The 19,178-nt window shown below is 67.7% G+C and carries 12 protein-coding genes; 4 read left to right on the top strand and 8 right to left on the bottom strand.

What is annotated here, in order from left to right; translation table 11 throughout:
• Nucleotides 1-23: 23 nt before the first annotated feature.
• The 3 genes from ACX12D_RS00705 to ACX12D_RS00695 all read right to left on the bottom strand — a co-directional run bounded on the left by ACX12D_RS00705 (nt 24) and on the right by ACX12D_RS00695 (nt 5,121).
• Complete coding sequence (locus ACX12D_RS00705; protein ID WP_459372540.1) at nt 24-3,554, bottom strand: transglutaminase family protein; 3,531 nt, start codon at nt 3,552-3,554, stop codon at nt 24-26.
• 131 nt (nt 3,555-3,685) lie between these two features.
• Nucleotides 3,686-4,444, bottom strand: a complete 759-nt coding sequence (locus ACX12D_RS00700) for a tetratricopeptide repeat protein (protein WP_459372539.1) — start codon at nt 4,442-4,444, stop codon at nt 3,686-3,688.
• 92 nt (nt 4,445-4,536) lie between these two features.
• Complete coding sequence (locus ACX12D_RS00695) at nt 4,537-5,121, bottom strand: MarR family winged helix-turn-helix transcriptional regulator (protein WP_459372538.1); 585 nt, start codon at nt 5,119-5,121, stop codon at nt 4,537-4,539.
• Between the two features lie 284 nt (nt 5,122-5,405).
• Between ACX12D_RS00695 and ACX12D_RS00690 the strand changes: the two genes are divergently transcribed.
• From ACX12D_RS00690 to ACX12D_RS00680, 3 genes are all read left to right on the top strand, one after another.
• Complete coding sequence (locus ACX12D_RS00690) at nt 5,406-6,353, top strand: Bug family tripartite tricarboxylate transporter substrate binding protein (protein ID WP_441640192.1); 948 nt, start codon at nt 5,406-5,408, stop codon at nt 6,351-6,353.
• 148 nt (nt 6,354-6,501) lie between these two features.
• The gene (locus tag ACX12D_RS00685; protein ID WP_459372537.1) at nt 6,502-8,061 is read left to right on the top strand and encodes a sulfatase-like hydrolase/transferase; all 1,560 of its coding nucleotides are present in this window, start codon (nt 6,502-6,504) and stop codon (nt 8,059-8,061) included.
• A 234-nt stretch (nt 8,062-8,295) separates the two neighbouring features.
• The gene (locus ACX12D_RS00680) at nt 8,296-8,955 is read left to right on the top strand and encodes a response regulator transcription factor (RefSeq protein ID WP_459372536.1); all 660 of its coding nucleotides are present in this window, start codon (nt 8,296-8,298) and stop codon (nt 8,953-8,955) included.
• Here ACX12D_RS00680 and ACX12D_RS00675 read toward each other — a convergent pair.
• Nucleotides 8,922-10,895 carry a sensor histidine kinase gene (locus ACX12D_RS00675; protein ID WP_459372534.1) on the bottom strand — a complete coding sequence of 658 codons (1,974 nt, stop codon included), beginning with the start codon at nt 10,893-10,895 and terminating at the stop codon, nt 8,922-8,924. The two genes, ACX12D_RS00680 and ACX12D_RS00675, sit on opposite strands and share 34 nt — an antisense overlap.
• Before the next feature lie 286 nt (nt 10,896-11,181).
• On the opposite strand from ACX12D_RS00675, the gene ACX12D_RS00670 reads away from it, so the two are divergent.
• Complete coding sequence (locus ACX12D_RS00670; protein WP_459372533.1) at nt 11,182-12,492, top strand: isoprenylcysteine carboxylmethyltransferase family protein; 1,311 nt, start codon at nt 11,182-11,184, stop codon at nt 12,490-12,492.
• A 46-nt stretch (nt 12,493-12,538) separates the two neighbouring features.
• On the opposite strand, the gene kdpE is transcribed toward ACX12D_RS00670, so the two are convergent.
• The 4 genes from kdpE to kdpB form a co-directional block, all read right to left on the bottom strand.
• A complete protein-coding gene (gene kdpE, locus ACX12D_RS00665) occupies nt 12,539-13,234 on the bottom strand; it encodes a two-component system response regulator KdpE (protein ID WP_253932621.1) in 696 nt (231 codons plus the stop codon).
• Nucleotide 13,235: 1 nt separating this feature from the next.
• The gene (locus ACX12D_RS00660) at nt 13,236-16,169 is read right to left on the bottom strand and encodes a DUF4118 domain-containing protein (protein WP_459372532.1); all 2,934 of its coding nucleotides are present in this window, start codon (nt 16,167-16,169) and stop codon (nt 13,236-13,238) included.
• A gap of 109 nt (nt 16,170-16,278) precedes the next feature.
• Nucleotides 16,279-16,896 carry a potassium-transporting ATPase subunit KdpC gene (kdpC, locus tag ACX12D_RS00655; protein ID WP_459372531.1) on the bottom strand — a complete coding sequence of 206 codons (618 nt, stop codon included), beginning with the start codon at nt 16,894-16,896 and terminating at the stop codon, nt 16,279-16,281.
• A 57-nt stretch (nt 16,897-16,953) separates the two neighbouring features.
• On the bottom strand, nt 16,954-19,173 hold the full coding sequence (gene kdpB / locus ACX12D_RS00650; RefSeq protein WP_459372530.1) for a potassium-transporting ATPase subunit KdpB: 2,220 nt from the start codon (nt 19,171-19,173) through the stop codon (nt 16,954-16,956).
• Nucleotides 19,174-19,178 lie beyond the last annotated feature (5 nt).

Here is a 19,178-nt window from a genome sequence, read left to right as displayed (position 1 = left end):
GCGCGGCTTTGGGGGCTGCCGGATCAGCGTTGTCGCAAATCCAGCGTGAACGGAAACTCGAGGCTGCGCCGGGGCGGTTCCACGCGCATCACGCCCGGCGTGTGGCCAAGCGTGAAGAAGCGTGTCAGGCGCCGGCTCTCAGCCTCGTACGCATTGACCGGGAAGGTCTCATAGCTACGCCCGCCCGGATGCGAAACATGATACTGGCATCCACCGATGCTGCGCCCCATCCACGTGTCGACAACGTCGAAAGTCAGCGGCGCATGCGAGGCAATGGTGGGGTGGAGCGCAGACGGCGGCGCCCAGGCGCGGTAGCGCACCCCGGCCACGAACTCGCCCACGCGCCCGGTGGGCTGCAGCGGCACCGCGCGGCCATTGACGGTGACCACATGGCGGCTGTCGTTCATGCCCAGCACGCGCACCTCGATGCGCTCGAGCGACGAATCCACGTAGCGCACGGTGCCGCCGGCACTGCCCTCCTCGCCCATCACATGCCAGGGTTCGAGCGCGGTGCGCAGCGTCAGCGACAGGCCGCCGGCCGCAAGCTCGCCCACGCGCGGGAAGCGGAACTCGAAGTGCGGCGCGAACCAGGCGTTGTCGAACGCGAAGCCGGCTTCGCGCATCTCGGTGAGCACGTCCTCGAAATCCATCTGCACGAAGGTGCCGAGCAGGAAACGGTCGTGCAGCTCCGTGCCCCAGCGCGTGAGCCGCGCGCGATAGGGCTCGCGCCAGAAGCGGGCCACCAGCGCGCGCAGCAGCAACTGCTGCACCAGGCTCATGCGCGCATGCGGCGGCATCTCGAACGCGCGCAGCTCCAGCAGGCCGAGGCGGCCGGTGGGGCCGTCGGGCGAGTAGAGCTTGTCGATGCAGAACTCGCTGCGGTGGGTGTTGCCGGTGACGTCGATCAGGATATTGCGCAGCGCACGGTCGACCAGCCACGGCGGCATGTGCGCGCCGACCCCGCCCTCGGGGCCCGAGAGCCGGTCGAGCTGGTGCTGCAGTTCGGCAAAGGCGATCTCGAGCTCGTAGAGCTGGTCGTTGCGCGCCTCGTCCACGCGCGGCGCCTGGCTGGTCGGGCCGATGAACATGCCCGAGAACAGGTAGGACAGCGAGGGATGGTTGTGCCAGTACGCAATCAGGCTGGACAGCACATCGGGGCGCCGCAGGAAGGGGCTGTCGGCCGGCGTGGCGCCGCCCAGCACGAAGTGGTTGCCGCCGCCGGTGCCGGTGTGCCGCCCGTCGAGCATGAACTTCTCGGTGCTGAGGTAGGTCTCGTGGGCGGCCTGGTAGAGGAATTCCGTATGGTCGACCAGTTCGTCCCAGTTGGCGGCCGGATGGATGTTGACCTCGATCACGCCGGGGTCAGGCGTGACCTGCAGCAGCTTGAGGCGCACGTCGCGCGGCGGCGGGTAGCCTTCGAGCACGATCTTCACGCCCAGCCCGGCTGCGGCGGCTTCCACCGCCGCCAGCAGCTCCAGGTAGTCCTCCAGCACGGTCAGCGGCGGCATGAAGACGTAGAGCATGCCGCGCTTGTCGCCCGCGGCCGCTTTCTCGGCCTTGGGACCGGCGGCGCGGCTGGGATGGCGCACTTCCACGCACAGCGCCGTGCGGGTGATCCAGCCCGCGGATTCGCCGCGCTCGGGCACGCGCGCCAGGTCCGCGGCCAGGGCAGCGGGCGCGCCCGTGCCGCCGATCGTGCCCGCCCCTGGCTTGGCCCCGGCACGCGTCGCCGCCGCCGAGCCGGGTGCGGGGTAGGCCGCGGTGCTGGCGCGGAACTCCGCAGCCTGGCCAGGCCCGGCGCCTTGGCCGGCAAGCCCTGGCAACTGCGCGCGCAGCTGCGCCCCGGTGGGCAGCGGCGAGCGCGCCGCGAACGGGTCCTGGTCGAACTGCCACGGGTAGTCGGCCTCGCTGACCCAGGGCAGGGCATCCAGAGGCAGGCGGTAGCCCATCGGCGAATCGCCGGGCAGCAGGTACATGCGGTCGTCGCGGAAGAACCACGGCCCGCTGATCCAGCGGTGGGCGGCCAGCGCCGGCCCATCTTCCAGGCCAGTGCGGCGCAGCGGCAGCACATAGCCGGTGGGCCGCGCCAGGCCGCCATCGAACACGCGGCGCAGGCGCATGCGCTCCATCTCATCGTCGAGCCGCGCCTCCAGCGGGTCGACGTTGACCGGCAGGCGGCGCTCGCGCCAGAGGTAGTACCAGGTGTCCTCATAACCGGGCTGCACAAAACCGGGGTCGATCCCGAGGCGGGTGGCCAGGCTATCGAGGAAGCGGCGCGCGTCGGCCTCGGTATAGTCGGCCGGCTCGCGCTCATCGGCGAACAGCGACGGGTCCTGCCAGCATGGCTGGCCGTCGGCGCGCCAGCAGATCGACAAGGCCCAGCGCGGCAATTGCTCGCCCGGGTACCACTTGCCCTGGCCGAAGTGCAGGAAGCCGCCCTTGCCATAGCGCGCGCGCAGTTTATGCACCAGTTCGGTGGCATAGGCGCGCTTGGTGGTGCCGAGCGCATCGGTGTTCCATTCCGCGCCATCGCGATCCTTGACCGCGACAAAGGTCGGCTCGCCGCCCATGGTCAGGCGCACATCCTGCGCGTTGAGCAGGATATCGACCTCGGCGCCCACGGCCGCCACCGCCTGCCACTGCGCCTCGGTATAGGGCTTGGTCACGCGCGGCGATTCATAGATGCGGGTGATCGACATCTCGTGGTGGAAGGTCACCTCGCTCTCGTCGACCGCGCCGCTGACCGGCGCCGCGCTGCCCGGCTCGGGCGTGCATGCCACCGGGATATGGCCCTCGCCGGCGAGCAGGCCGGAGGTGGGGTCGAGCCCGATCCAGCCCGCGCCCGGCAGGTAGACCTCGCACCACGCGTGCAGGTCGGTAAAGTCCACGTCGGTGCCGCTGGGGCCGTCGATGGATTTCACGTCGGGCGCCAGCTGCAGCAGGTAGCCGGACACGAAGCGCGCGGCCAGCCCCAGGTGGCGCAGCGTCTGCACCAGCAGCCAGCCGGAATCCCGGCACGACCCTGCGCCCGTCGCAAGCGTCTGCTCCGGCGTCTGCACGCCGGGCTCCATGCGAATCAGGTAGCGGATGTCCTCTTGCAGGCGCTGGTTCAGGGCCACCAGGAAATCGCTCGTGGTCTGCTTGTTGCGCGGAATGCTCTCCACGAAGGCGGCAAAGCGCGGCGTCAGTTCGCCCTTGACCATATAGGGCGCCAGCTCGTAAGCCAGGCCGGGCTCATAGGTGAAGGGAAAGTTCTCGGCGTAGGGCTCGAGGAAGAAGTCAAACGGGTTGTAGACCGCCATCTCGACCACCAGGTCGACGGTGATCTTGAACTCGGTGGTCGGCTCGGGGATCACCAGCCGGGCGAGGTAGTTGGCGAACGGGTCCTGCTGCCAGTTCACGAAATGCTGCTCGGGCTCGATGCGCAGCGAATACGAAAGGATCGGCGTGCGGCAGTGCGGGGCAGGACGGAGCCTGACCACCTGCGGCGAAAGCTTCACGGGCCGGTCGTACCGGTAGTGGGTGACATGGTTCAGTGCGACGTGTGTTGCCACTAGTGCCTCCCATTGGCGCAGGTTTCGTGTTGTTGTCTCAAGCAAGAGTTGTACCGCCCCCGGCGGCGCACCTCGGATTGCGGCCCGCGGCGGCCGCCCGTGCATGGCAACATGCCCAGACTACCGCAGCATTACATCGCGCCAGCCTGTTTTGCCTTCAGTCCCTGCTCGATCAGCGAGCGCAGCTTGGCCAGCGCCCCGGGGTCGCCGTGCGCGGCAGCGCGGGCGTACCAGATCTTGGCCTGTTCGATGTCCTTCTCGACCACGCCGGGCTCGCCACGCTCGTAATAGCTGGCGACGATGTACTGGGCACCGCCGTCGCCCGCCGTGGCGGCGCGCGTGTACCACTCGAAGGCCTTGCCGTAGTCCCGCGCGAGGCCCCGTCCGGTGAAGTAATTGGTCGCCAGTTCCACCTGGGCCTGCACATGGCCGCCTTCGGCCGCGCGGCGGTACCACTGGTTGGCGGACTCCAGCGAGCGCGGCACCAGCTCGCCGTGCTCGTACATCTCGCCAAAGGTGAACTGGGCCTGCGTCATGTCGTTCTCGGCCGCGCGGTGCAGCCAGATCAGCGCCTCCTCCTGGCGCACCGGCGTGCCCTCGCCGCGCAGCAGCATCATGGCGTAGTTGTACTGCGCGAGCCGGTTGCCTTGCTGGGCCGCCTTGGCGAAATCCCGCAAGGCCGAATCGAAGGCGCCGGCGTCGTAGGCGGTCACCGCCTGGCGCGTCAGTTCCTGCGCCGGCGCCGGGGGCTGGCGCGCGGCCTGGGCGTGCTGGAAGGCAAGCAGGCAGAGGGGAAGCAGCGCGGCAATGGCGGCGGCGCGCAATCGCGAAGGAAAGCGGCCAGGAAAGTGGGCAGTGAAGCGAACAGGAAAGCGACGGACAAGCGGCATGGCAGGCTCCAGGCAGGGCACGCGCTGACTCCAAGTCTACAAGTGTAGGACTCTGAAGTCGCCAGGTGCAGTCGGATGCGGCCGGCCAGGCCTTACGGTTGGCGCCACCAGTTTTGCGCCGGTTCCGCAGGCGCGGGTACGCTGCTGGGCAGTGCTTGCGCCTGCGCCAGCAAGGCCTCGGCCTCCGTGTGCAGCCTGGACAGGCAACGCGCCAGCACCCGCGCCTCCTCCGGATCCAGGCAGGCGGCCAGGCGGGCGTTGAAGGCCTGGGCCTGCGCAAAGGCAAGCTGGTAGACCGCCTCGCCCTGCTCGCTCAGTGCAAACGCCGCCGCCCGCTTGTCCTGGCCGCGCGTGGCGCGCTGCACCAGGCCGCGCGCCATCAGGGCGTGCACGGCGCGGCTGGCCAGCACCTTGTCCAGCCCGGCGCTTTGCGCCAGCTCCGTCAGGCGCGTGCCCGGCTGCTCGCCGAGAAAGGCCAGCATGCGCCACTCACGCCGGCTCACCCCGGCCGCGGCACGCAGGTGATGCCCGCTGGCTTGCAGGGCAACGCGGGTCAGGTGATAGAGGCGGTAATTGAGGAAGTCGGCCAGACGGGCGGGATGCTGCAGCGTTTCGCCGGCGTCCCGCTCCCTGCGCTCCTGTGCCTGTGCCTGCTCGCCCGCCTGGCTGCCGTTCATGCCGCACCCGCAAATTTAGTTGATTTTGTCAATTATATGGCTGGGTGTTAGCGTCTGTGCCGCTGCATAAGAACTGGCGGGCCGCGCGCTAAGCGCATCCGCCGGGGTATGGCCGGGCAGGCATGGGTCCAGGAACGAAACACGCACATCGATGCGCGAAATCTTTCTTTGGCGCCTGCGGGCCGTATCGATAAATTGGCCGGCTTCCCGCCGATGCCGAACCAACAGGAGAACCCGTGAAACCCGCCAAACTGCTGCGCGCGCTAGTCCCCACCCTCGCCACCATGACCGCACTGGCCACCCTGTGCCTGGCCAGCGCGCCGGCCAGCGCCCAGAACGACCGCCCGCTGCGCATCCTGGTGGGCTACCCCGCCGGCGGCACCGCCGACCTGGCCGCCCGCCTCATCGGCGACAAGCTGCGCGAGGAACTCAAGCAAACCGTGGTCATCGAGAACAAACCGGGCGCGGGCGGCCGCCTGGTCATGGACTATGCGCGCACCCTGCCCGCCGACGGCAACACGCTGGTGGTCGCCAACTCCGCGGTGATGACCATCGCCCCGCTGACCTACCGCAAGCTGAACTACGACATCCAGCGCGATTTCGTGCCGGTGGCGCAAACCGCCAACTTCCAGCTGGCCCTGGCCACCGGCCCCGGCGCGCCGGCCAAGACGCTGAAGGAATACATCGAGTGGCTCAAGGCCAGCCCGGCCAAGAACAATTCCTACGCCTCGCCGGCGCTAGGCAGCATTCCTCACTTCTTTGGCTTGCTGATCGGCAAGCAGGTGGGCGTGGAGATGTTGCACGTGCCATTCAACGGCTCGGCACCGCTGATGAATGCGCTGGTGGGCGGGCAGGTGCCGGCCTCGGTCGATACGCTCGCCGATCTCACCGAGATGCATCGCGCGGGCAAGATCCGCGTCCTGGCGAGCTCAGGGACGCATCGCTCGGTGGCATTGCCGGATGTGCCCACGTTTACCGAGCTGGGCTACAAGGACATCGAGGGGCTTGGCCGGTACGGGTTCCTGGCGCCGGCCGGCGTGCCGAAGGCAACGATCGACCGGCTGAATGCGGCGATCGTGCATGCGGTGCAGTCGGCGGACCTGAAGGAGCGGTTCCTGAAGCTGGGGCTGGAGCCGCAAACCGGGAGCGCGGAGCAGTTCGGCAAGGTGCTGGCGGCGGATGCCGGACGGTGGGGACCGGTGGTCAAGGCCTCTGGCTATACCGGGGATTGAAAACACCCCATCATATTTCGCCATATTTATTCATTTCATGAATGTTATTTCTAACATGGATTGAATAGACGAAAATTTACATTACGTTATTTATTAAATTGATGCCGATCAGGTCAGGGTCAGTGGCCCGACCGGCATCCACAAAGCCATGACCACCCGAAACACCCTCTTCATCATGTGCGACCAGCTGCGCCAGGACCACCTGGCGTGCTACGGCCACCCCACCCTGCGCACAAAGCACATCGACGCCCTGGCCGCGCGCGGCGTGCGCTTCACCAAGGCGTTCGTCACCTCCGGCGTGTGCGGCCCGAGCCGCATGAGCTTCTACACCGGGCGCTACCCGAGCAGCCACGGCGCCACCTGGAACCGTGTGCCGCTGTCCGTTGGCGAAGTCACGCTGGGCGAATACCTGAAGGACAGCCACCGTGCGCTGGCGCTGGCCGGCAAGACGCACGTGATGCCCGACAACGCCAACATGAAGCGCCTGCATCTCGACGGCGGCAGCGAGCTGGAAACGCTGCTGCGCAGCGGGCACTTTGTGGAAGTCGACCGCCATGACGGCCACCACGCCGAGCCGCACAGCGCTTATGCCGAGTGGCTGCGCAAGCAAGGCTACGACAGCGCCGACCCATGGACGGACTACGTGATCAGCGCCGAGAACGCGCAGGGCGAGATCGTGTCGGGCTGGCAGATGCGCAATGCCGGCCTGCCGGCACGCGTGGCGCAAGCGCATTCGGAGACGGCTTATACGGTGGGCCAGGCGATGCAGTACATCGCCGCGCGCGGCGACGACCCCTGGGTGCTGCACCTGTCGCTGGTCAAGCCGCACTGGCCCTACATGGCGCCCGCGCCCTACCACGCGGCTTATTCGCTGGACGACTGCCTGCCACTCAAGCGCCACGAGGCGGAGCTGGACAACCCGCACCCGGTGCTCGACGCGTACCGCACGCAGGAAGAATGCGCCAACTTCATGCGCAGCGAAGTCTCGGACACGGTGCGTCCCGCCTATCAAGGCCTGGTGCAGCAGATCGACGATCGCCTGGGCGAGTTGTGGGAACAACTGGAGCGTCTGGGCCGCTGGGAAGACACGCTGATCGTGTTCACGGCAGACCACGGCGACTTCCTGGGCGACCACTGGCTCGGCGAGAAGGAGCAGTTCTACGACACCGTGCAGAACATCCCGCTGATTGTCTACGACCCCTCGGCCGAAGCCGACGCCACCCGCGGCAGCGCGGATGCGCGCATGGTCTCGGCCGTGGACGTGGTGCCGACCGTGCTGGACGCGCTGGGCCTGCCGCCGGCCGACCATCGCGTGGAAGGCCGCTCGCTGCTGGATCTCACGCGCGAGCGCGGCAATGGCCAGTGGCGGGATTTCGTGGTGTCGGAGCTGGACTACGCGTATCGTGGCGCGCGGATCGCGCTGGGCCGGCAGCCAGGCGAGTGCCGGGCGTGGATGGTGCGCAATGCGCGCTGGAAGTATGTGCACTGGCAGGGATTCCGCCCGCAGCTGTTCGACCTGGAACGCGACCCGGACGAGTTCTTCGACCTGGGCGAGGATGCCGGCCACGAGGCCATCCGCTCGACGATGCGGCTGCACCTGCTGGAATGGTTCTGCACCCTCAAGCCGCGCACCACGGTGAGCAACGACGAGGTGGCGGCCAAGACCAATGTGTATAAGCAGGCGGGCGTGTTTTTTGGCGTTTGGTGAGGTGGTTTAGTTTGATGAGGTGGCTTGGATCGTGGCCCGACGGGCCGGGATACCGCCGCGGAGGGGTAAAGATTCCTGCCGGTCTGGCCGTAATACCGCTTAGGCCACCCTGGGCGCCAGTGCCAGGGCAACGGCCAGGAGGGGGAGCCCGGAGCTGACGCCGTCGAATCTTGTCAGGCAAGCACGGAGATTCCTCGCCCCGATCATCGAACGCAACCGCTGCAAGGTTTTGAAATGGGCAATGTAGTCCTGCTCGAGGATGAGGTCGAGCTGCGCGAGGAAATCGCGGCTTTCCTGCAAAAGCGAGGCTGGACGGTCAGCCAGGCCGGCAGCCTGGCGCAATTCCTGCCCCTGGCCGCGCAGGCGGACATCGCCGTCATCGACGTCATGCTCCCCGACGGCACGGGTTTCGATGCGGCCAGCCGCCTGCGCCGCGAGCGCCCCGGCTGCGGCATCGTCATGCTCACGGCCCGCGGCGAAACGCAGGACAAGCTGCACGGCCTGAACGGCGGGGCGGACCACTATCTGGTCAAGCCGGTCAAGCTGCTCGAATTCGACGCCATCCTGCGCGCCTTGAGCCGCCGCGTCGTCTCCAACTGGTGGCTCGACCGGCAGGCCAGCACGCTGGTGGCGCCGGCGGGAGCCCGCATGGCCGTGTCGTCCAACGAGAGCAAGCTGCTCGAAATGCTGGCGCGCCATCCCACCCAGCCCGTCGATCGCCGCCAGATCGCCGAAGGCTTCGGCTTTGACTGGCTGAGCTACGACGAGCGCCGGCTGGAGACCATGGTCAGCCGGCTGCGGCAACGCTGGCGCAGCGAATCGGGCAGCGAATTGCCCCTCAAGACCGCCCACCGCAAAGGCTATACGTTCGCCGCGCCCATCGCGCTGGCCTGAGCCTGCAGGCCCGGCAGCGCCGACGGCAGAAAGATCGTGGCGCGGCAGCCCTGCCCGGGCGCGCTGTCCAGGGTCAAGGTGCCGCCCTGCATTTCCACCATGCGCCGGGCCAGCGACAAGCCAAGCCCGGTCCCCGGCTTCTGGCCCGCATTCTGGCCGCGATAAAAGCGCTCGAATACGCGCGGCAGGTCCGCCGCCTCGATGCCGGGGCCATTGTCCTGCACCTCCAGCACCACGCCTTCGGCCACCTCCCGGCCCCGCAAGACCACCCGGCAGCCCGCGGGCGTGTACTTCACCGCGTTGTCGGCCAGCGTGCGCAATGCCAGCCGCAGCAGGCTGGCATCGCACAGGAAGGCTTCTGGCAAGCGCTCCCCATCCACCTCCAGCCGATGCCCCTCCGAAAGCAGTTGCGCCGCCGCCGCGGCATCCGCCAGCAAATCCGACAGGCTGGTGGGCGACGGCCGGGAACCATGGCGCAGCAATTCGAAGCCATCTTCATGCAGGGAGTCATTGAGCAGCATGGTCAGGCGTTGCGTGGCACGCAGGATCTTCTGGTACCGGGCCGAAGTCTGCGGGTCATCATGGGCATCGTCCAGGTCCAGGTTCTGCGCCGTGGCATCGATCACCGCCAGCGGCGTGCGCAGTTCATGCGAGACCGTGGACAGGAACTGCCGCTGCTCCTCCTGCGCGCGCCGCTCCAGCGACAGCGACGCTTCCACCTGCGCCATGGCATCCCTGAGCGCCTGGGTACGCAAGGCGACCTTGACCTCCAGGTCGCGCTCGGCCTGACGGGCCACGCGCAAGGCTTCGGCCTGGGCGGCCTCCTTTTCGGCACGCATGTCGGTGTAGCGCCAGCTGATTGCCGAATTCATGATGAGCAGGAACGCCATCATGCCCAGGTAGTTGGCGTTATCGACGAACGCGCCGGGATCGATCGCGCCGACATTGCGCGCCAGGCGCAACATGGTGCCGCCAAAAAGCAGAACCAGGACGAACAAAAGCACACGCGCGGCCTTTTGGCCGCGCCAGGTCATCGCCGCGGAAGCGATCAGCAGTATGCCCATGGTGACGAGGCCCCAGAGCAGCGCCAGTGGGCGTATCCACCAGACGTTGCCCAGCAGCAGACAGGGGGTCATGACCAGCGCCACGCCCCAGGCCAGCCGCGAAAATCCGATCGCCCAACGCCGCCACGGCGACTCGTACAGGCCCAGGTAGTGCGCCGTGAACAAGGTGCCGAGCGGCGTCGCGAAAAACCAGCTCACCACGTAGACGGCATCGCTCGTCAGCGGCCATCCAGGCAGGAGGTACTGATACGTGAAGCCCTCGGCGGACAACGAGGTGAACAGATTGGCCAGCACAGTCAGGCTGAACAGGCCAAAGGAAAGATTGCGCGTGACCCAATAAAACCAGACGCTGGTAATCAGCAAGACCAGGTGCGCTGCGTAGAACAAGCCAAACAGAAGCAGCTCGGTGCCGATAAAGGAAATGAACGCTTCTGGCGACCACGCCACCAGGGGAAAGCTCATGGTGCTGGTACTGCGCACGCGCAAATACACAGTGACCGGCTTGTCCGCCGGCAAGTCGAGCTGAAACACCGGATTGCGGTAATCCACGTCGCGCCCCGCCACCGGCCGCCTGTCGCCGGACACCCGCTGCGCGTATCCGCCCGCCGCTAGTGGCTCGAACAGCGTGACGTCGTCCAGCAACGCCGAGCGCAGTTCCAGCAACCATACCGGCGCGGCTTGCTCGGGGCGCGTCAGGGTGATGCGCAGCCAGACGGCCCCCTTCACGTAGCCAAGGGCGGGAGGGGAATGCTGCGGCTGGAAGGCCGCCGCGAACTCCGGCCGCGATAGCTGCTCGATGGTCAGCACATCCTGCGGATCGCGCAGCAGCTCCCAATGCTCGCCCAGAGAGACCTCTCCCGCCTGCGGCAGACGCATGTCTGCCCACGCTGCGGAGTGGCCGAGCCAGCACAAGAGAACGATCCAGAATAGCCGAAGCATTGTCCCTTCAAGTCGCGTTTCGCGGAAAAGGCCACGACTATATCCCAGCAAGGATCGGGCCTTTTCGCTTTCCTTGGCAATGTCAGGATTTGTCAGTTTTGCAGTTGTTCCACTGGATAGGATCGACACTGATCAAAGCACTCGACTCCTAATCGCCATGCGTAATCCAGCCCTTCGCACTCACTGCGATATCCAAGATGGCGTCACCGGGGGGAAACAGTCCATGACGATGTCAGTGACGACACCGCAAGACAAAGCGCCGCGGCCCCGCTCCGCCACCCACGGCGCCGTCGCCGCCGTGGGCCTGGCCGCGTTCCTGCTGGCAGTTACCATCGTGCGGACCGACCGGCCCTTCGGCGAAAACATGGTGCATTCGGCCCTGTTCATCGTCGGGGTGACGGCAGCGGCCATCTTCCTGCTCGACCTGATCTGGCAGAAGGTGCACTTGCGCGCCGCCACCGGCCTGGATTTTTCCCGGGACAATCCGTCGTGGCACCGTAGCCTGACCAAATTTGCGGGCCTGCTTGCCAGCATGGGCTTTGTCGGCCTGCTGTACTGGCTGTTCCCCGAATACCATGCGGCCTTCTACGCGCGTTACTTCTCCATGCTGGCAATCGTGCTGCCGGGCTGGGTCGCGCTGGCGCTGCCCTATTTCTTCTTCGTCGACCGCAGGATGGCCCGGCCCCTGGACGGCTACTGGCACATGGGCAAGCTGGTCACGTTGCAGTGGGGCAAGGTGGATGGCAAGGTGGCGGGGCAGCATCTGCTAGCCTGGTTGATCAAGGGCTTCTTCCTGCCCCTGATGTTCACCTATATGTGCAATGACCTGGCGCGTTTCATCGCCGCCGACTTTGCGCTGCTGACGAGCTTCAAGGCCTGGTTCGACCTGCTCTACGGCTTCCTGTACTTCATCGATGTCGGCCTGGTGGTGATGGGCTACCTGATGGCGCTGCGCATCACCGACACGCACGTGCGCTCGGCCGAGCCGTCCATGCTGGGCTGGGCGGTGGCGCTGGCATGCTACGAACCGTTCTGGTCGCTGGTCGGGCGGCAGTACCTGCATTACGAAACCGGCCTGCAGTGGGGCGCGTGGCTTTGGAACACGCCGCTGCTCTATGGCATCTGGGGCAGCGCGATCCTGGTGCTGACGGCGATCTACGTCTGGGCGACGGTGATCTTCGGCGCGCGGTTCTCGAACCTGACCCACCGGGGCATCATCACCAACGGGCCTTACCGGTGGACCAAGCATCCCGCCTATGTGGCCAAGAACCTGTCCTGGTGGATGATCTCCATCCCCTTCATGGCCCAGGGCTCGGCGGATGAAACGCTGCGCCACTGCCTGCTCCTGCTGGCCTTGAATGGCATCTATGCGATGCGGGCCATGACGGAAGAGCGGCATTTGTCCCAGGATCCGGACTATGTGGCATACGCCAGGTGGATCGACCACAACGGCATGTTCCGCTTCCTGCGGCACGTGCCCGTGCTGGGGAACCTGCGCTACAGCCCACCGGTGCCGCATGAGCCGGCCGCCTGACTACCTGACTAACCATCGGCCGCCATCCTGTTGCCGGCGGAACGCATCACCCCACGAACCGGTATCCCACCCCCACCTCCGTCATCAGGTGCGACGGCTGCGCCGGATCGGCTTCCAGCTTGTGCCGCAGGTGCCCCATGTACACCCGCAGGTAGTGGCTGCTCTCCGAGTGCGCCGGCCCCCAGACCTCGCGCAGCAGTTCGCGGTGCGTCATGACCTTGCCGCGATGCGCGATGAGCACGGCAAGCAGGCGATACTCGATCGGCGTCAGGTGCACATCCTGCCCGGCGCGGGTGACCACGCGGTTGGCCAGGTCGATCTGCACCTCGCCAAAGCCGATCTGCGGCGTGCCTTGCGGATTGGTCTTGGCGTGGCGGCGCAGCAGCACGCGCACGCGCGCGATCAGCTCGCCCACGCCGAATGGCTTGGTCAGGTAGTCGTCCGCGCCGGCGTCCAGCGCGGCGATCTTGTCGTCCTCGCCGGAGCGCGCCGATAGCACCAGCACCGGCACTTCGGTCCAGGTGCGCATCTCGCGGATCAGCGTCATGCCGTCGCCATCGGGCAGGCCCAGGTCGAGAATCACCACGTCGGGCTGGCGCGTGCCCGCATCGATCAGGCCGCGCTTGAGCGTTTCGGCCTCATGCACCGCGCAGCCTTCTGCCTGAAGCGCCTCGCGCACGAAGCGCCGGATATGCGGCTCGTCTTCGACCAGCAACACAGTCGGCGAAAATTCAAATGCCATTTCAGTTGGACTCCTTGTTTGCCGCATCGCGCGCGGCCAGCCCTGCGCCGTTGCCCGGCGTGGCGAGTAGCGCCGACTCAAGTGCCTCGGGCGGCTCGGGCTCGATCGCAGGCGGATTGCCGCGCGGCAGCGCCACGACAAAGCGTGCGCCAGTGTGGTCCGCGTTCACGCTCTCCACCCAGATGCGCCCGCCGTGCACCTGCACGATGGCCTCGCACACGGCCAGGCCGAGGCCAACGCCCGCGGTCGCGGACTCGCGCTCGCCGCGCGTGAATTTCTGGAAAATCGAGAGCTCTTGCCCGCGCGGCACGCCGGGGCCATCGTCCGCCACCGCGAGCCGCACCTCCGCTTCGACCACTTCGCCGGAGATACGGATGCCGGTGCCCGGCGGCGTGTACTTGGCAGCATTCTCCAGCAGGTTGCACAGCACCCGCTCCATCAGCACCGCATCGCACTCCACCAGCGGCAGCGCCGATAGATCCGCGACCGACACGCGGTGCCGCGACAGCGCATCGCGCATGCCGGCGAGCGCCGCGCCCACCAGCTCTTCGAGCGACTGCCACTCTTTTTGCATGCGCACGTCGCGGCTTTGCAGCCGCGCCATGTCGAGCAGATTGACCACCATGGTGCGCATGCGCAGGGCTTGCTCGCGCATGGCACCGACGGTTTCCGACAGCGACGGCGGCAGCGGCGGCTCGGTGCGCTGCATGGTCTCGGCCATGCCGATCAGGCTGGTCAGCGGCGTGCGCAGATCATGCGAGACGGCGGCCAGCAGCGAGCTGCGCAGCCGCTCCGACTCCATCGACACCAGCGCCTGCTGCGCCACCTCCACGTAGTGCAGCCGCTCGATGGCGATGGCGATCAGCGTGGCGAACACGTCGATCTGCCGGCGCCGCTCGGGCCGCGCGAAGGCGCGCCACTCCTGCGGCTCCACCGCCAGCACGCCGCGCGTCTGCATCGGCGCCTTGAGCGGCAGGTAAAGCACCGTGCTGCCCGGCAGCGTGTGGGTGCCGGTGCCGGCGGGCTGGCCGTGATCGAACACCCATTGCGCCAGCACCGGATCGATCGCGTCATTGCCGCGCTGCGTGGGGTCGATCACCGGCGGCATCAGCCGCCCCTTGGGCGAAACGAGGAAGAACGCCGAGCGCGCGCCAAGCGCGGCTTGCAGGAAGCGGCTGCTGATGTCGATGATCTGCTCGGGCATCAAGGCAGCGGACAACTCGCGCGCCAGCTCGTACAGGGTGCGCGCATCGGTCTCGCGCTCCACCGACACCTGGGCCTGCTCGCGCAGCCCGGCGGTAAGCTGGCCGATCACCAGGCCCACCGTCAGCAACACCGCGAACGTGACGAGGTACTGCACGTCGCTCACCGCGAAGGACATGCGCGGCGGCACGAAGAAAAAGTCGAAGGCCGCCACCGACAGCACCGAGGCCAGCGCGGCGGGGCCGCGGCCGTGGCGCAGCGCCACGCCGACCACGGCCGCGAGGAACAACATCGCGATATTGACCAGGTCGAACCACGGCCGCGTCAGCGCCGACAACAAGCTGGCGCCCCCGCACCATGCCACCGCCCACAGGTAGTCGATGCGGTGCGCCACCACGCTGCTGTCGTCGATGCGCGCCGGATCGTCGCGCACGTCGGCGCGCCCGAGCGCCGGTTGCGCGCGGCCGCGCGTATCGGCGCCCATGGCGTCGGCGGCCACGCGGATCACGTCGATCTCCGGGCAGCCGAGCGCCAGCGAATCGGCAAAGCTATGGCGCCCGAACAGCCAGGCGCGCGCGCCCAGGAACGGCGACAGGCCGAGCGCCAGCAGCGCCCGGCCGCGCGCCAGGAGGCTGCCGCCGCTGCGGCGCCAGTTGCCGGGGGCCCGCCCGACCACCACCTTGGTGAGGTTGTGGCGCCGCACATAACCCGCCACCGCCTGCACGATATCGCTGCCGGCCAGCGTCTCGGTGCGCGCGCCCAGCTCTTCGGCCAGGCGCATCGCCTCCTCGATATTCGCGCGCTCGTGCTCGGCAAGCGGCGCCAGGCGCGGCGTGGCCACCGTGACCACGTGCCAGTCGCAATCGAGCTGCCCGGCCAGCCGGCGCGCGCTCTTGACCACCTGCGCGGCATCGTCGCCAGTGCCGATGCACGCCAGCACCGCCTCGCGCGTGCGCCACACCGGGCGAATGGATTCGGCATGGCGGTATGCGCGCACGTCGTCGTCGACGCGGTCTGCGGTGCGGCGCAGCGCGAGCTCGCGCAACGCGATCAGGTTGCCCTTGCGGAAAAAATTGGTGGCCGCGGTGCGCGCCTGCTCCGGCAGGTAGACCTTGCCGTCGCGCAGGCGCCGCAGCAATTCGTCGGCGGGCAGGTCCACCAGGATGACTTCGTCGGCGTCATCGAAGACCGTGTCGGGTACCGTCTCCCACACACGGATGCCGGTGATGCCGCCCACCGCCTCGTTGAGGCTGTCCAGGTGCTGGACGTTGACGGTGGTCCACACATCGATGCCGGCCGAGAGCAGCTCCTCGATGTCCTGCCAGCGCTTGGGGTGGCGGCTGCCAGTCGCGTTGGAGTGCGCCAGTTCGTCGACCAGGACCAGCGCCGGGCGCCGGGCCAGCGCGCCGTCCAGGTCGAACTCCTGCAGCACGCGGTCGTCCAGCTTGTGATGCGGCATGGCCTTCATCGGCAGCCGCTCCAGCCCCGCGATCAGCACCTCGGTCTCGGCGCGGCCATGGGTCTCCACCACGCCGATCACGACATCGCTGCCTTGCTCGCGCAGCGCCCGGGCGGCGGTCAGCATGGCGAAGGTCTTGCCCACGCCCGCGGACGCGCCGAAATACACCCGCAGCTTGCCGCGCGCGGCGCGCTCCCCCTCCTGCTGCATGCGTTGCAGCAAGGCGTCGGGATCAGGCCGGCCGGGGGCGTCGCGCTGGGCGGTGTCAGGCATGGTGGGGGTCATTGCCCGGGAGGAGGATGGATGAAAACGATTGTGCCACGCTTAGCCGTAGCGAAGGCCGCATCTCCCTGCTGCACTGCGCGGTAGAGTGAGAGCCCCTTCACGGCTTCCCGGCATCCAGCGCCAGGTTCAACTGGAGCACATTCACCACCGGATCCCCCATCACCGCGAGCAGCGGCTTTTCTGTGTTGGCCGCCACCAGCGCCTCTACGCGCTCCAGCGGCAAGCCACGCAGCCGGGCCACGCGTGCCGCCTGGTACTGCGCCGCAGCCGGGCTGATCTGCGGATCGAGGCCACTGCCGGAAGCCGTGACCAGATCCACCGGCACGGGTGCCTTGTTGCCGGGGTCCGCCTCGCGCAGCGCGTCGATACGGGCGCGCGCGGCATCGGTCAGGGCCGGGTTGCTCGGGCCGAGATTGGAGCCGCCGGAAGCCGCCGCGTTGTACGGCATGGGCGCGGTGGCCGACAAGCGGCCCCAGAAGTACTTGGGATCCGAGAACGGCTGGCCGATCAGTTCCGAGCCGACCACACGGCCGTCCTTGACGATCAGCGAGCCGGCCGCTTCATGCGGAAACACGGCGCGCGAGATGCCGGTGATCACGCCGGGGTACAGCAGGCCGGTGACGGCCGACAGCACGACGAAGATCGTCAGCATGGGGCGCAGCAGGCCACCCTGGATGGGCGTGGCGGGCTGGGCGGGTTGGACTTGCGTATTCATGGATGGCTCCGTTTATGTTCAGCGCGTTCGACGCGTGCAATGCGTGCGATGCTGCGCTCAGACCCAGCCGAACAGGGTCAGGATCATGTCGATCACCTTGATACCGACAAAGGGCACCAGGATGCCGCCGAGGCCGTACACCAGCAGGTTGCGCCTCAGCAAGATGGCCGCGCCGAGCGGCCGGTACACCACGCCGCGCAGCGCCAGCGGGATCAGCACCACGATGATCAGCGCGTTGAAGATCACCGCCGACAAGATGGCCGAGGCCGGCGTCGACAAGCCCATCACGTTGAGCTGGTTGAGCTGCGGGTACGTGGTGGCGAACGCTGCCGGGATGATGGCGAAGTACTTCGCCACATCATTGGCCACGCTGAAGGTGGTGAGCGAGCCGCGCGTCATCAGCATCTGCTTGCCGATCTCGACGATCTCGATCAGCTTGGTCGGATTGCTGTCGAGATCGACCATGTTGCCGGCTTCCTTCGCCGCCTGCGTGCCGCTGTTCATCGCCACCGCCACGTCGGCCTGCGCCAGCGCCGGTGCGTCGTTGGTGCCGTCGCCGGTCATCGCCACCAGGCGGCCTTCGGCCTGGTAGTCGCGGATCAGCTTGAGCTTGGCTTCAGGGGTGGCTTCGGCAAGGAAGTCATCGACGCCGGCTTCCGCTGCGATCGACGCGGCGGTGAGGCGGTTGTCGCCGGTGATCATCACCGTCTTGATGCCCATCTTGCGCAGCTCGCCAAAGCGCTCGCGAATGCCGGCCTTGACGATGTCCTTGAGCTCCACCACGCCAAGCACGCGTACGTGCTCGCCATCGGTGCTGGACTCCGCCACTACCAGCGGCGTGCTGCCGGCGCGGGCCACGTCGTCCACAGCCTGCATCACGGCATCGGGAAACTTGCCGGCGCGCTCGGTCACGTACTTGCGCACGGCATCGGCGGCGCCCTTGCGCACGCTGCGCCCGCCGGCATCCACGCCGCTCATGCGGGTCTGCGCGGTGAACGGCACGAAGATCGGGCGCAGCGCGCTGATATCGGGCGTGGCGGCGCCGGCCTGCTGGCGCGCCAGCGTGACGATGCTGCGGCCTTCCGGCGTTTCATCGGCCAGCGACGACAGCCAGGCGGCTTCGGCCAGTTGCTGCGCCGACACGCCGGGCGCGGCGATAAAGCGTGAAGCCTGCCGGTTGCCGTGCGTGATGGTGCCGGTCTTGTCGAGCAGCAGCACGTCCACGTCGCCGGCGGCCTCCACTGCGCGGCCCGAGGTGGCGATCACGTTGGCTTCCATCATGCGGCTCATGCCGGCCACGCCGATGGCCGACAGCAGGCCGCCGATGGTGGTCGGGATCAGGCACACCAGCAGCGCGATCAGCACGGTGATGGTGACGGGCATGCCGGCCTTGGCGACGAACACGCTGTACACCGAGAACGGTTGCAGCGTGGCGGTGGCCAGCAGCAGCACAATGGTCAGGCCCACCAGCAGGATGGTCAGCGCCAGTTCGTTCGGCGTCTTCTGGCGCTTGGCGCCTTCCACCATGGTGATCATGCGGTCGATGAAGCTCTCGCCCGGATTGGTGGTGATGCGCACCACGATCCAGTCGGACAGCACGCGCGTGCCGCCGGTGACCGAAGAAAAGTCGCCACCGGATTCGCGGATCACGGGAGCCGATTCGCCGGTGATGGCGCTCTCGTCCACCGAGGCCACGCCTTCGATCACGTCCCCGTCGCCGGGCACCATGTCGCCCGCCTCGACCAGCACCACGTCGCCGCGGCGCAGCGCGGCAGCGCCGCGCGCCTCGGTGGCGCCGGCGGCGCGGTAGTCGCGCCGGCCTTCCTTGACCAGCTTGGCGGTGACGGTGGTCTTGAGCCCGCGCAGCGCTTCGGCTTGCTGCTTGCTGCGGCCCTCGGCCAGCGCTTCGGCAAAGTTCGCGAACAGCACGGTAAACCACAGCCACACCGACACGGCCAGGATAAACCCGGCGCTCTCGCCACCCGCCGTGGCGGGCGAGAACAGCGCACGGAAGAACAGGATCGTGGTCAGGATGCTGCCCGCATAGACCACGAACATCACCGGGTTGCGCAACTGGTCGCGCGGCGAGAGCTTCTTCACCGAGTCGAGCAGGGCCGGCTTGACGAGCTCGGGCGCGAACATGCCGCCGCGCGGGCGATGATGGCCGCCGCTCTTTTGCGCGGCCAGGACCGGCGTGACCACGCTGGTGGCCGGGGTCGTGTTTGCCGGTGCCACGCCGGCGTTCTTGCTGCGCGTCACCATGGATTCTTGTTGCATGCGTT

Source organism: Cupriavidus sp. PET2-C1 (assembly GCF_054515855.1).
Note: the sequence above shows the minus strand (reverse complement) of the source record. Positions and strands in the feature narration are given on the sequence as shown.